This window comes from Ruegeria sp. L12 (assembly GCF_056531745.1).
Genome location: NZ_JBQFMH010000004.1, coordinates 150,543 through 163,073, shown reverse-complemented (window position 1 = coordinate 163,073; position 12,531 = coordinate 150,543). Strand labels below are relative to the sequence as shown.

Annotated in this window: 12 protein-coding genes; 3 read left to right on the top strand and 9 right to left on the bottom strand. The window is 62.7% G+C overall.

Translation table 11 applies throughout. The annotated features are described in order from the left end of the window. Positions 1-849: a peptidylprolyl isomerase gene (locus ACR0K9_RS08520; protein WP_480822310.1), complete on the bottom strand. Its 849-nt coding sequence runs from the start codon at positions 847-849 to the stop codon at positions 1-3. Positions 850-1,025: 176 nt separating this feature from the next. On the opposite strand from ACR0K9_RS08520, the gene secA reads away from it, so the two are divergent. The 3 genes from secA (at position 1,026) to ACR0K9_RS08505 (ending at position 6,337) form a co-directional block, all read left to right on the top strand. Continuing rightward, complete coding sequence (secA, locus tag ACR0K9_RS08515; protein ID WP_480822308.1) at positions 1,026-3,743, top strand: preprotein translocase subunit SecA; 2,718 nt, start codon at positions 1,026-1,028, stop codon at positions 3,741-3,743. 100 nt (positions 3,744-3,843) lie between these two features. Continuing rightward, entirely contained in the window at positions 3,844-4,764 is a 921-nt protein-coding gene (locus ACR0K9_RS08510; RefSeq protein ID WP_480822306.1) for a hypothetical protein, read from the top strand. 25 nt (positions 4,765-4,789) lie between these two features. Continuing rightward, positions 4,790-6,337, top strand: coding sequence for a phosphate ABC transporter substrate-binding/OmpA family protein (locus tag ACR0K9_RS08505; RefSeq protein ID WP_480822304.1), 1,548 nt, complete (start codon positions 4,790-4,792; stop codon positions 6,335-6,337). Positions 6,338-6,340: 3 nt separating this feature from the next. Here the strand turns inward: ACR0K9_RS08505 and radC are convergent, their stop codons facing one another. Genes radC through ACR0K9_RS08465 form a run of 8 tightly spaced genes read right to left on the bottom strand, consistent with a single transcriptional unit; the run spans position 6,341 to position 12,531 of the window. Then, positions 6,341-7,096, bottom strand: a complete 756-nt coding sequence (gene radC, locus ACR0K9_RS08500) for a RadC family protein (RefSeq protein WP_480822302.1) — start codon at positions 7,094-7,096, stop codon at positions 6,341-6,343. Between the two features lie 35 nt (positions 7,097-7,131). Beyond that, complete coding sequence (locus ACR0K9_RS08495; RefSeq protein WP_480822300.1) at positions 7,132-7,866, bottom strand: ABC transporter permease; 735 nt, start codon at positions 7,864-7,866, stop codon at positions 7,132-7,134. Next, positions 7,863-8,588: an ABC transporter ATP-binding protein gene (locus tag ACR0K9_RS08490; RefSeq protein ID WP_480822298.1), complete on the bottom strand. Its 726-nt coding sequence runs from the start codon at positions 8,586-8,588 to the stop codon at positions 7,863-7,865. The genes ACR0K9_RS08495 and ACR0K9_RS08490 overlap by 4 nt, the downstream gene beginning before the upstream one ends. Beyond that, complete coding sequence (tenA, locus tag ACR0K9_RS08485) at positions 8,585-9,259, bottom strand: thiaminase II (protein WP_480822296.1); 675 nt, start codon at positions 9,257-9,259, stop codon at positions 8,585-8,587. The genes ACR0K9_RS08490 and tenA overlap by 4 nt, the downstream gene beginning before the upstream one ends. Then, positions 9,256-10,191: an ABC transporter substrate-binding protein gene (locus ACR0K9_RS08480; protein WP_480822294.1), complete on the bottom strand. Its 936-nt coding sequence runs from the start codon at positions 10,189-10,191 to the stop codon at positions 9,256-9,258. Before ACR0K9_RS08480 ends, tenA begins: the two co-directional genes overlap by 4 nt. A gap of 20 nt (positions 10,192-10,211) precedes the next feature. Continuing rightward, complete coding sequence (locus ACR0K9_RS08475) at positions 10,212-11,177, bottom strand: ThiF family adenylyltransferase (RefSeq protein ID WP_480822292.1); 966 nt, start codon at positions 11,175-11,177, stop codon at positions 10,212-10,214. After that, positions 11,174-11,770, bottom strand: coding sequence for a thiamine phosphate synthase (locus ACR0K9_RS08470; protein ID WP_480534999.1), 597 nt, complete (start codon positions 11,768-11,770; stop codon positions 11,174-11,176). Before ACR0K9_RS08470 ends, ACR0K9_RS08475 begins: the two co-directional genes overlap by 4 nt. Then, positions 11,767-12,531: a thiazole synthase gene (locus ACR0K9_RS08465; protein ID WP_480822290.1), complete on the bottom strand. Its 765-nt coding sequence runs from the start codon at positions 12,529-12,531 to the stop codon at positions 11,767-11,769. The genes ACR0K9_RS08470 and ACR0K9_RS08465 overlap by 4 nt, the downstream gene beginning before the upstream one ends.

The following is a 12,531-nucleotide window of genomic DNA, read 5'->3' as shown; positions in this document are numbered from 1 at the left end:
TTACTCCTGCAACAGTTCGATCTGGCGCATGATCTCGGGACCTGCACCTACCAGCGCGGGGCGTTCGATCTGTGCGCCCTGAGTCAGCTCGTCGATCCTGGCCTGAATGGCGTCCTGCCGGATGGTCTGGGCCAGTTCACCCCGCACAGTGGCCAGTTCGGGCGCCTGCGATTTACGTTTGTCGTTCAGCGCGACCACGTGCCAGCCGAATTGGGTCTGAACCGGGTCGGAGACCTGACCTTTTTCCAGCGCTACAACGGCGTTTTCAAATTCCGGCACCATCTGGCCCTTACCGAACCAGCCCAGCGCGCCGCCATTAGGACCCGAGGGACCGGTGGATTTCTCTTTCGCCAGTTCGGCGAAATCGGCGCCGTCATCCAGTTGCGCCTTGATGGCGTTGGCCTCTTCCTCGGTCTCGACAAGGATGTGGCTGGCTTCGAATTCATCTTCGCCTTCAAAATTGGCGAATTGCGCGTCATAGGCGGCCTGAATGGCCTCGTCGGTGACACTGGCGGCTGTGAGCGCTTCGACGGTTTGTACCGCGCGCAGGGATCGGGTTTCGTTTTCCAGCCGCAGCGCGTTCAGGGTGTTCAGCTCGTCCTGTTCAAGGCTCAGCAGGTGCTGCTGGATCAGTTGTTCAAGGATGAAATCATAAAGAACGTCATCTTCCAGTTGCTGGTACTGTGCCGGCAGGGCCGAGGCGGTGGCGATGACGTGACCCAATGTGATCTCGTCGCCATTCACGCGCGCCACAACGGTCGACGCATCCGGCGCGTCCTGAGCGGCCAGCGGCAGCGCCAACACGGCAGCAAGCGCCAGCGATGGCAGAAAAGTGAGGCCTTTGGGCATGGAATCATCCTATTTCTTTGCCGCGACAGGGCGCAGCGTTGACACTTCAGAACCTGCCGCTTACATCGCTTTGAAGCCTTGGACAGGGCCGCCTTTCACCCCCCGTATCTATGGGTTGCGCGCAAGGTGGGCAAGCCTGTCGCAACCAAGACAAGAACAGATCCGCTGGAGTGAACATGCTGGGACTCGGAACGCTCGCCAAAAAGGTGTTCGGAACACCGAACGACCGCAAGATCAAGGCGACCCGCCCCCTGATCGACAAGATCAACGCGCTGGAGCCCGAGTTCGAGAAACTGACCGACGAGGGCCTGATCGAAAAGACCGCCGAGCTGCGCAAACGGGCGCTGGACGGGGAAAAGCTGGATGATCTGCTGCCCGAGGCCTTTGCCAACGTGCGCGAGGGCGCGAAACGGGCGCTGGGCCTGCGTGCCTTTGACGTGCAGTTGATGGGCGGCGCGTTCCTGCATCAGGGCAATATCTCGGAAATGAAGACCGGTGAGGGCAAGACGCTGGTCGCCACCTTCCCGGCCTATCTGAACGCGCTGACCGGCAAAGGCGTGCATGTGGTCACGGTGAACGAATACCTGGCCAAGCGCGACTCGGAATGGATGGGCAAGGTGTTCGGAGCCGTAGGCATGACCACCGGCGTGATCTGGTCGGGCCAGCCCGACGCCGAGAAGATGGCCGCTTATTCCTGCGACATCACCTATGCCACCAATAACGAGCTTGGCTTCGACTATCTGCGCGACAACATGAAGGCCGATCTTGAGACGGTCTATCAGAAACACCACAATTTCGCGATTGTGGACGAGGTAGACTCGATCCTGATCGACGAGGCGCGGACGCCGCTGATCATCTCGGGACCGTCGCAGGACCGGTCGGATCTGTATACCGCCATCGACGGCCTGATCCCGTCGCTGAGCGATGATCATTTCACGCTGGATGAAAAGTCGCGCAACGTGACCTTCACCGATGAAGGCAACGAGTTTCTGGAGGCGCGGCTGATCGCAGCCGGGCTGATCCCCGAAGGGCATTCCCTGTACGATCCCGAAAGCACCACGGTGGTGCATCACGTCAATCAGGGCCTGCGCGCCCATAAGCTGTTCCAGCGCGACAAGGATTACATCGTGCGTGACGGCAACGTGGTGCTGATCGACGAATTCACCGGCCGCATGATGCCGGGCCGCCGCCTGTCGGAAGGTCTGCATCAGGCCATCGAGGCCAAAGAAGGTGTACAGATTCAGCCCGAGAACGTGACGCTGGCCAGCGTGACTTTCCAGAACTACTTCCGTCTGTATGACAAGCTGGGCGGCATGACCGGCACCGCCCTGACCGAAGCCGAGGAATTTGCCGAAATCTACGGCCTTGGCGTGGTCGAGGTTCCGACCAACAAGCCGATTGCCCGTTTGGATGAAGACGATCAGGTCTTTCGGACAGCTGGTGAAAAATACGGCGCGATGATCAGCGAGACCAAGGAAGCGCAGGAAAAGGGCCAGCCGGTCCTGCTGGGCACCACCTCGATCGAGAAATCCGAACTGCTGAGCCAGCTGCTGCAGAAGGAAGGCATCGCACACAACGTTCTGAACGCCCGCCAGCACGAGCAGGAGGCGCAGATCGTGGCCGATGCGGGACGTCTGGGCGCGGTGACCATCGCCACCAACATGGCGGGACGAGGTACCGATATTCAGCTGGGCGGCAATGTCGAGATGAAGGTGCTGAAAGCGCTGGCGGAAAACCCCGAGGCGGACCCGGCCCAACTGCGCGCCGCCGAAGAGGCAAACCACGCCGAGGAAAAGGAAAAGGTGCTGGCTGCGGGTGGTCTTTATGTGATGGCCTCGGAACGCCACGAAAGCCGCCGCATCGACAACCAGCTGCGCGGCCGTTCGGGCCGTCAGGGTGATCCGGGCCGCACCGTGTTCTACCTGAGTCTCGAAGACGACCTGATGCGCATTTTCGGCTCGGAACGGCTGGACAAAGTGCTGACCACGCTGGGCATGAAAGAGGGTGAGGCCATCGTCCACCCTTGGGTGAACAAATCGCTGGAACGGGCGCAATCCAAGGTCGAAGGCCGCAACTTCGACATGCGCAAGAACGTTCTGAAATTCGACGATGTGATGAATGACCAGCGTAAGGTGGTCTTTAGCCAGCGGCGTGAGATCATGTCCTCGAACGATCTGTCCGAGATCGTCTCGGACATGCGCGAACAGGTGATCGACGATCTGATCGACGAATATATGCCGCCGAAATCCTATGCCGACCAGTGGGATACGGATGGCCTGCACGAGGCGATAAAGGACAAGCTGTCCATCGACGCCCCGGTTCAGGACTGGGCCGCCGAGGAAGGCGTGGACGATGAACAGGTGCGCGAGCGTCTGATCAACGCTGCCGACGAGATGATGGCGCAGAAGGCTGCGGCCTTTGGCCCGGAAAACATGCGCAACATCGAAAAGCAGGTTCTGCTGCAGACCATTGACGGCAAATGGCGCGAGCATCTGCTGACGCTGGAACATCTGCGTTCGGTCGTGGGTTTCCGGGGCTATGCCCAGCGCGATCCGCTGAACGAATACAAGAACGAAAGCTTCCAGCTGTTCGAAAGCATGCTCGACAGCCTGCGCGAGACGGTGACACAGCAATTGTCGCGCGTCCGCCCGCTGACCGAGGAAGAGCAGCGCGAGATGCTGGCGCAGATGCAGGCGCAGCAGGCACAGGCGCAGCAAGCGGTGGATCAGGCGGCAGGTCAGGCCGAAGCGGTGGCCGAGGCCAAAGCCTCGGGCGACAGCCGCCCCGGATTCGTCGAGGATGACCCGTCAACCTGGGGTAATCCGTCGCGCAATGACGCATGCCCCTGTGGATCGGGTAAGAAATTCAAGCATTGTCATGGCAGACTGACCTAACGTCAGCCACATTCCGACACAATGAGTCCGCCTCGCGGCCACATATTGGCCGTGTTTGAGGACCAGATTGCGACTCGCTCCTTCAACTGGGGAGGGTGTTTTGTTTGTAATAAAGAATTACGTGACCACGGGCGGAACCGTTGCCTGCGCCCTGGCCATCGGATACCTGATGCAGAGCGGATCAGCTCAGCCGACCGCGCCCGAACCGGGCACGGAACGGGTGGCTTCGGTCTCGGCGCAGGCGGCAGGTCTGTCCGGACTGGAAGCGATCGTGCTGACCTCATCTTCCCCGACCTCGGCACGTGGTGAGGTGTCACCCGAACCCCCTCGGACTCTTCGCGCGCAACCCGGTTTCCCCTCGAATTGTGATCTGAGCGCACGGGCGATGGCGGTGCCCGGCGCCAATGCCAGACTGCAGGTCAAAGCACCCTGCCATATGGATCAACCGATCGAAATCCACCACAGCGGACTGGTGTTTTCGACCCGCACTGATCGGCTTGGCCGGCTGGACCTGACCATTCCGGCGCTGGCGGAATACGCCATTTTCCTGATTTCCCTGCCCGAGCGGAAAGGCACCGTGGCCACAACCCATGTGCCTGAAATCAAAAAATTCAACCGCATCGCCTTGCAGTGGCAGGGTCAGACCGACCTGCAATTGCACGCGCTGGAATTTGGTGCCAGCTATGGTGAAGAAGGTCATGTCTGGTCCGGCCCCGAGGCCAACGGTGCCGGTTCTGTCGTGCATCTGGGTCAGGGCGATTCAGCGCAGGCGCGCAATATCGAGGTCTATTCCTTCCCCTCTGATGCCGTATCTCAGGCCGGATCGATCGCATTGTCGGTCGAGGCCGAGGTGACAGAGGCGAATTGCGGTGCTGATCTGCATGTACAATCGCTGGAATGGCGCGCGGATCAGCGCCTGCGGTCACGCGATTTGACACTCGATATGCCCGGCTGCGATGCAACCGGTGATTTTCTGGTGTTGAATAATCTGTTCCCAGACCTGACAATCGCTGCAAAATAAACAGCAGTCAGGTCGACACTTCCTCATGACGTTTCTTCGCGCGGCAATGGCCGTGCTTTGCGCCTTGTCCTTTGTGACGGGCGCAAAGGCACAGGACATCATCCTGACCTCACATGATGGCAAGGTCGAAGTGGTAGGCACATTGCTGGGCTATGACGGCGAGTTCTACCGCGTCGATACCCAGTTCGGAGAGCTGACCGTGGACGGCTCGGGCGTGACCTGCGACGGACCTGCCTGCCCCAGCCTGACCGATTTCGTGGCTGAGATTCGCCTGTCCGGTGCGTCGGTTATGGCCGAGACGCTGTTGCCCGCGCTGATACAAGGGTTTGCCGATCAGGAAGGCCTGACGGTGACGCAATCCGAGGATGAGACCGCCTATGCGTTGCACCATCCGGACCGGCAGGCGCCACTGGCCCGCCTGATCCTGCGGGCTACCGACACCGGTCAGGGGTTCAGCGATCTGGCTGAAAACACCGCGGATATCGTACTGGCCCAGCGTGAGATTCGGCCCTCGGAACAAGACATGGCCCAAGAGGCCGGGCTGGGCGATCTGACCCGCCCGCGCAGGTCCCGGGTGCTGGCGCTGGACGCCATGGTACCGGTGGTCGCGGCGGATAACCCGGTGCAGCAGATATCGGCCGCCGATCTGGCGCGGGTTTTTGCAGGCGAGATCACCAACTGGACCGACCTGGGCGGCCCGGACGCGCCGATTGCGCTGAATCTGACCGTGGCCGGTTCTGGGCTGGCGCAGGCGGTGGAGGACTTGCTGATGAAACCGGTAGACGCACCACTGTCCGCGGCGGTTGAACGGCATCCCCGCAACAGCGATCTGGTGCGCGCGGTGGCGGATGATCCGTTTGCCATCGGTATTGCCAGCCTGGCCGAAACCGGCGCGGCGCGCGCGCTGCCGCTGGCGGGGGGGTGCGGCCATGCCATCATGGCGACGCGCCAATCGGTAAAGACCGAGGATTACCCGCTGACCGCGCCCATGTTCCTGTATCTACCGCAACGCCGCCTGCCCAAAATGGCACGGCAGTTTCTCGCCTTCACCCAAAGCGCAGCTGCGCAGGAGGTGATCCGGCGGGCCGGGTTTGTCGACCAATCGCCCGAGGTGATCCGCATCGGCCTGCAAGGCGACCGGCTGGCCAACGCCATCGCCACCGGCGGAACCGAGGTCGGTCTGGACGCGCTGCAACAGATGATCGAGACGCTGCGCCCGATGGCGCGGTTGTCGCTGTCCTTCCGGTTCGAGCCGGGATCGTCCCGCCCCGACGCGCAGTCGCGCTCGAACATCCTGCAGCTGGCACAGGCGCTGGAAAGTGGCGCTCTGGACCTGCGCAAGCTGAGTTTTGTCGGGTTCAGCGACGGGGTTGGCGGGGCCGGGGCGAACACACGGATCGCCCTGCGGCGGGCTCAGACTGTGCGCAATCTGGTGCTGGCCGCTGTTGAAACCAGCATCCCCGACAGCGTCGAGATCGCAACCGAAGGATTTGGCGAGGCGATGCCGATGGCCTGCGACGACACCGAATGGGGCCGCAAGGTGAACCGCCGGGTCGAGGTCTGGGTGCAGTAGCGGTTACAGATAACCCTGCGACCGAAAGCTCAGCTCGGTTGATTTTCCGATGATCAGATGATCGTGCAGGGTCAGCCCCAAGGCCGAGCACGCATCCTGAATGCGGCCCGTCATGTCGATATCCGACTGCGACGGCGTCGGGTCGCCGGACGGGTGGTTATGCACCAGAATAAGCGCCGAGGCGTTCAGTTCCAGCGCCCGTTTCGCCACCTCGCGCGGGTAGACAGGCACGTGATCGACGGTGCCCTTGGCTTGCTCTTCATCGGCGATCAGCACGTTTTTGCGGTCCAGATAGAACACCCGAAACTGCTCAATCTCTCGATGGGCCATGGTGGTGTGGCAATAATCCAGCAGCGCGTCCCAGCCCGAGATCACATGCCGCTGCATCACCCGCGCGCGGGCCATGCGATGGGCGCAGGCCTCAAGGATTTTCAGATCGGTGATCACCGTTTCCCCGACACCCTTGATCTGGCGCAGCCGTTCCTCGGGCGCGGTCAGGACGCGGTTGAAATCGCCGAACGCGTCCATCAGCGCGCGCGCCAGCGGTTTCACATCCTGCCGGGGGATCGAGCGGAACAGCGCCAGCTCCAACAGCTCATAATCCGGCATCGCCGCCGAGCCGCCGGACATGAACCGTTCGCGCAGCCGCTTGCGATGGTCTTTGATGTAGGAGGGTAACCGACCACTCGGCAGCGGCTGCGCTGGCGCTTCGTCCGTATCGAACAGCATGGGGGCTTCGGCAAAGGCGTCCTGTGTCATGGGTCTACCCTGACGCAGAATCGGTTTCTGATTGGTTAACGCGCCTCACCCGCCATGCGTGCCGTGGCGCGGCGCACGACGATATGCAGCAGGATCGAAAACACCCCCAGCGTCAGCATCGCGGCAAACATCAGATCGGTTTTGGCCCGGCCATTGGCCAGCAGCATCAGATAGCCCAAGCCTTGCGACGAGCCGACCCATTCGCCAATCACCGCCCCGATCGGCGCATAAACCGCCGCCAGCCGCATCCCGGAGGCCAGCGAAGGCAAGGCTGCCGGAATGCGGATATGCCACAGCACCGCGCGCGGACTGGCCTGCATGGTGCGCGCCAGGTCCAAGTATCCGGGCGGCGTGCGCATCAGCCCGTCGAAAAAGGACGAGGTGATCGGGAAATAGATGATCAGCACCGCCATCGCCACCTTGGACCAGAGGCCATAGCCCAGCCACAGCGTCAACAGCGGCGCCAGCGCAAAGACCGGCAGCGCCTGCGTGAACACCAGCATCGGCTGCACCAGCACCCGCGCGGCGCGGGAATTGGCCAGTTGTAGCGCGGTGATCGCCCCCAGAACCGTGCCGCAGGCGAGGCCAATCAGCACCTCAATGGCAGTGATCCAGGTGTGTTCGGCAATCAGCCAGCGGTTCTGCCACCAGGTCTCGGCCACCAGTGCCGGTCCCGGCAGGATGAATTTCGGCAATCCGGTCAGGCTGACGATTGTCTGCCAGACGGCCAGTGCGAAAACTGTTGCTGCAAGGGCTGATAAGAACTTCATGCTGCCTCGCGCAGCAGTTTCAAAAGCGCGCCCTGCGTCTCCAGCGTCTCCAGATCGTCGACCTGACGCGGCGCGGGTGCGAGGGGCGGTGCGCAGGCGGTCAGACCCGCTTGGGTCATCACCACGATGGACTGACCCAGCCGCGCGGCCTCGGCCGGGTCATGAGTGACCAACAGGACGGTGCGGCCCTGAAGCGCTTCGGCGGCCAGATCCTGCATGTCGGCGCGGGTGCGGGCATCCAGCGCCGAGAACGGTTCGTCCAGCAGCACGATGGGGCGATCCTCCATCAGTGTGCGGGCAAGCGCCACGCGCTGACGTTGGCCGCCGGACAATTCCGAGGGCTTCTTGTGCAGGTGGTCCTGCAACCGCATTCGTTCGATCAACCGGTCGCGGCGCGCCAGATCGGGTTTCTCGCCCCGCAGCCGCGCACCCAGCGAGACGTTCTGCGCCACGGTCGCCCAGGGCAGCAACAGATCGTCCTGCGCCATATAGGCCACCCGTTGCGCCACCGCCTGCCCGTCGCTGGCGGTGATCCGGCCCGTGAATTCAGCCCCGGTCTCAAGCCCCGCGATCAACCGCAGGACGGTGGTTTTGCCAACGCCCGATCCGCCCAGCAGACAGGTCCACTGGCCTGCCCCCAACGTCAGGGACAACGGAGCGAACAGGGTCGCGCCACCGATGGTGGCCGTGCCGCTGATGATCAGATCGGGCGCTGTGGTCACGGGGTCAGGCCCATCTGCCAGAAATTGACCTCCAGCTCGGTAGCCGTGCGGAAGGTCTGGCACAGGCGCTCCCAACGCGGCGAGGTTTCAAAACCCGCGCCAAGTCGCTGTGTTAGAGCCTGATCCAGCAAATCTCCAACCGCTTTGCAGGCCCCTTGGTAATCCTCACCGGAATAGGTGTCGATCCAGTCGCGATAGGTGTCCGAGGTCGCCTCGGACGTCAGCCGCGCGCCGATCTCGCCATAGCCCATCACGCAGGGCGCCAGCGCCGCCAGCAGGTCGAGCAGATCGCCACTGTACCCGGCCTCGAGCACAAAGCGGGTATAGGCGAGATTCTCGGCGCGTTCGGGGGTAGCGAACAGTTCGTCCCGAGAGATCCCCGCCGCCTCGCAGATGCCGATATGCAGCTGCATCTCCTCGGCGACCAGCGCGTTGACGGTGCCCACGGCGGTCAGCATTTCGGAATGCGTTTCCGATTTCACCACCGCCAGCGCCCAGGCGCGGGCAAAGTGGATCAGGAACACGTAATCCTGCCGCAGATAATGAAGGAACGCTTCGCGCGGCAAGGTGCCGTCCTTCACCCCTTCGACAAAGGCGTGGCGGGAATAGTCCCGCCACGGCCCCTGCGCCGCGTCGCGCATCAGCGCGAAGGCTTTGCCATAATCGCTCATCGTGCAGTCACGTCCACGGTGATGGCGCTGACCGGGTTGAGGCTGTCGATCATGCCGCTTTGGTTCAGGAATTCCTCGAACCGGGCATAACGGCCGGCGTCAAAACCCGCCGGGCGCAAGGCAAAGCGCGGCAGCGTGTCGACCCAGGCGCGAGCGTTCAGCTCGTCCTGCAATTCGGTCGAGGTGGACGCGAACACTTCCCAGCTTTTTTCCGGGTTGTTGACGATGAACTGGGTGGCTTTCTCGGTCGCGGCCAGAAAACGGGCCACCTTGTCGGCATCCATGGTGTCCGGGTTGGCGACATAGATCAGCTCGTCATAAGACGGCACGCCTTCCTCCTCGATATAGAAGCAGGTGCCGGGGCGGTCTTCGATATCCATCTGGTTCAGCTCGAAATTGCGATAGGCACCGATCACCGCATCCACCTGTCCGGTCATCAGCGACGGCGACAGCGAGAAGTTGACGTTGATCAGCTCAACCTCATCCAGCGCGACATCGTATTTGCCCAGAACGGTGCCCAGAACCGCCTCTTCCACACCGGCGACGGAAAAGCCGATCTTCTTGCCCTTCAGGTCGGCGGGGGATTTGATCGGGCCGTCTTCCAGTACCAACAGGCAGTTCAGCGGCGTCGCGACCAGCGTACCGACACGTTTCAGCGGCAGACCTTCATGGATCTGTAGGTGCAGTTGCGGCTGGTAGGACACCGCCAGATCGGCCTGTCCGGCAGCGACCAGACGCGGCGGCGCAGACGGATCGGCAGGCGAGACGATTTCGACCTCAAGTCCCTGTTCAGCGAAATAGCCGTTCTCTTGCGCCACGATGATGGGGCCATGGTCGGGGTTGATGAACCAGTCCAGCAGCACGGTCATCTTGTCCTCGGCCCAGACGGGCGCGGCGGCCAGCAGGGCCACGGCTGTGATCAGCTTTTTCATGTCTCGCATTTCCTTTTGCTTTACGGGGTCGACGCCGCGACGAGGACAATCTCGCCCGGCCAATCCGGTTGAATACGTTCGGCGGCGCGCCAGGCGCGCAGGCCAGTGGCGCAGCACAGCGCCAGTCTTTTTCCCTTATTAGGGTCTATATTTGTCAGGTCATCCGGCGACATCCGCACCGCGTTCGGATGTGCAGGAACCGGCGCTTCGGCGGTGTCGCGCAACTCGAATATCTGATCATCGGGGCTGAGTTGGCGGGCCGAGAGAAAACGAAAACACCGGTCTGGCTCGGGCGCATTGTCGAAACGAAAGCTGCTGCTGCGCAAGGTACGGGCGTCGAATTGCACCATCTGACCCAAGGGCGAGGGGGCCAGCCCCAGCAGCAGGTTCAGCGCCATCTGCGCCTGCATTGCGCCGACAGTCCCCACCACGGTGCCCAGAACGCCCGCCGTGGCGCAGCTTGCGCCGCTGTCCGGCGCATCCGGAAACAGCGCCCGCAGCGACGGCGCTCCACCGCAGAACCCGCCGACATAGCCCGACAGCCCCAGCACCGAGGCGCTGATCAGCGGTTTGCCCTGCGCCAGACAGGTGTCCGACAGGATATAGCTGGCCGCATAACTGTCGGCGCAGTCCAAAACCACATCCGCCTGCGCCACCAATGTCGCGGCATTTTCATTTGTTAGAGTCTGTTTTCGGCCAACGACCTCAACCTCACCATTCAACGCATGGCAGCGGGCTGCGGCGAGTTCGGCCTTGGGTTGCCCGCAGTCGGATTCGGCAAACAAGGTCTGACGATGCAGGTTCGACAGATCGACAGTATCGCCATCGACGATGGTGATCTGCCCCACCCCGGCCCCGGCCAACAGAGGCAGGGCCGGCGCGGCCAGCCCGCCCGCACCCACCACCAGCACACGGGCCGAGGACAGGCGCGCCTGCCCGCCTGGGCCAACCTCGGGCAGCAGCGTCTGGCGGGCATAGCGGCTCATCTGGTGGCCTCGATCCACTGCCGCACCCGCGCCTCGGGGTCCGCGTTCAGAGTGATGTCGGTGACGGCCGAGACGATATCCGCCCCCGCCGCCAGCACGCCCGGCGCACGCTCGACACTCATGCCGCCGATCGCGACCAGAGGGATATCGCCCACACGGGCCTTCCATTCGGTGACGCGCGGCAGGCCCTGCTGATGCCATTTCATCTTTTTCAGAATGGTCGGATAGACCGGCCCCAGCGCCACATATTCGGGCTCCATGGCCAGGACGCGCTCAAGCTCGTCATCGTCATGGGTGGACACGCCCAGCTTCAGCCCCGCATTGCGGATGGCTTTCAGATCGGCGTCGTCCAGATCCTCTTGCCCCAGATGAATCCAGTCGCAGCCCGCATCGATGGCGGCCTGCCAATAGTCGTTCACCACCAGCACCGCGCCATGTTCCCGGCACAGATCACGCGATATGGCAATCTGGTCGCGCACCACATCGTCAGGCTGATCCTTCACCCGAAGCTGCACCAGTTTCACGCCGAGGGGCAGCATTCGCCGCAGCCAGTCGGAGTGATCGAATATGGGATAAAACCGATCCAAACTCATGACAGGAACGCCTTTCCGATCACCGGCGTCGAGGCTTCGGCCATATCGCGCGCCTCGATCGGGTCGGCCTGATGGGCCAGTTGCCCGGCAAGAGTCGCCTGCATCATCGCGCGCGCCATCAACGCGGGATCGCCCGCACGCGCCACGGCGGTGTTCAGCAGCACCGCGTCATAGCCCAGCTCCATCGCGTGGGCGGCATGGCTGGGCAGGCCGATGCCCGCGTCCACCACCAGCGGCACATCGGGAAACTCGGCCCGCATCGCGCGCAGGGCGTATTCGTTGTTCAGCCCGCGCCCCGAACCAATCGGCGCGCCCCAGGGCATCAGCACCTCACACCCGGCGGCCAGCAGGCGTTCCCCCACGATCAGATCATCGGTGGTGTAGGGAAAGACCTGAAACCCATCCTCGGTCAGGATACGCGCCGCTTCGACAAGCTGGAACACGTCCGGTTGCAGGCTGTCGGTATGGCCGATCAGCTCCAGCTTGATCCACGTGGTGCCAAACACCTCGCGTGCCATATGTGCGGTGGTCACCGCCTCTTTCACCGTGTGGCAACCGGCGGTGTTGGGCAGGATCAGCACGCCAAGATCATGAATCATCTGCCAAAACGTCTGCCCGGCCCCGGATTCCCGGCGCAGAGAGACCGTCGCCACCCCTGCCCCGCTGTCACGAAACGCCTGTTCCAAAATCGCCGGGCTGGGATATTGCGCTGTGCCCAGCATCAGCGGGTTAGGCAGTTCGGTGCCATAGAATGTTTTCAT

What these genes read in the sequence shown, in the direction of transcription:
- ACR0K9_RS08465 (WP_480822290.1), bottom strand. Translation starts at nt 12,531, where the DNA reads ATGAAAACATTCTATGGCACCGAACTGCCTAACCCGCTGATGCTGGGC.
- ACR0K9_RS08520 (WP_480822310.1), bottom strand. Translation starts at nt 849, where the DNA reads ATGCCCAAAGGCCTCACTTTTCTGCCATCGCTGGCGCTTGCTGCCGTG.
- ACR0K9_RS08505 (WP_480822304.1), top strand. Translation starts at nt 4,790, where the DNA reads ATGACGTTTCTTCGCGCGGCAATGGCCGTGCTTTGCGCCTTGTCCTTT.
- ACR0K9_RS08480 (WP_480822294.1), bottom strand. Translation starts at nt 10,191, where the DNA reads ATGAAAAAGCTGATCACAGCCGTGGCCCTGCTGGCCGCCGCGCCCGTC.
- secA (WP_480822308.1), top strand. Translation starts at nt 1,026, where the DNA reads ATGCTGGGACTCGGAACGCTCGCCAAAAAGGTGTTCGGAACACCGAAC.
- ACR0K9_RS08470 (WP_480534999.1), bottom strand. Translation starts at nt 11,770, where the DNA reads ATGAGTTTGGATCGGTTTTATCCCATATTCGATCACTCCGACTGGCTG.
- ACR0K9_RS08495 (WP_480822300.1), bottom strand. Translation starts at nt 7,866, where the DNA reads ATGAAGTTCTTATCAGCCCTTGCAGCAACAGTTTTCGCACTGGCCGTC.
- radC (WP_480822302.1), bottom strand. Translation starts at nt 7,096, where the DNA reads ATGACACAGGACGCCTTTGCCGAAGCCCCCATGCTGTTCGATACGGAC.
- tenA (WP_480822296.1), bottom strand. Translation starts at nt 9,259, where the DNA reads ATGAGCGATTATGGCAAAGCCTTCGCGCTGATGCGCGACGCGGCGCAG.
- ACR0K9_RS08475 (WP_480822292.1), bottom strand. Translation starts at nt 11,177, where the DNA reads ATGAGCCGCTATGCCCGCCAGACGCTGCTGCCCGAGGTTGGCCCAGGC.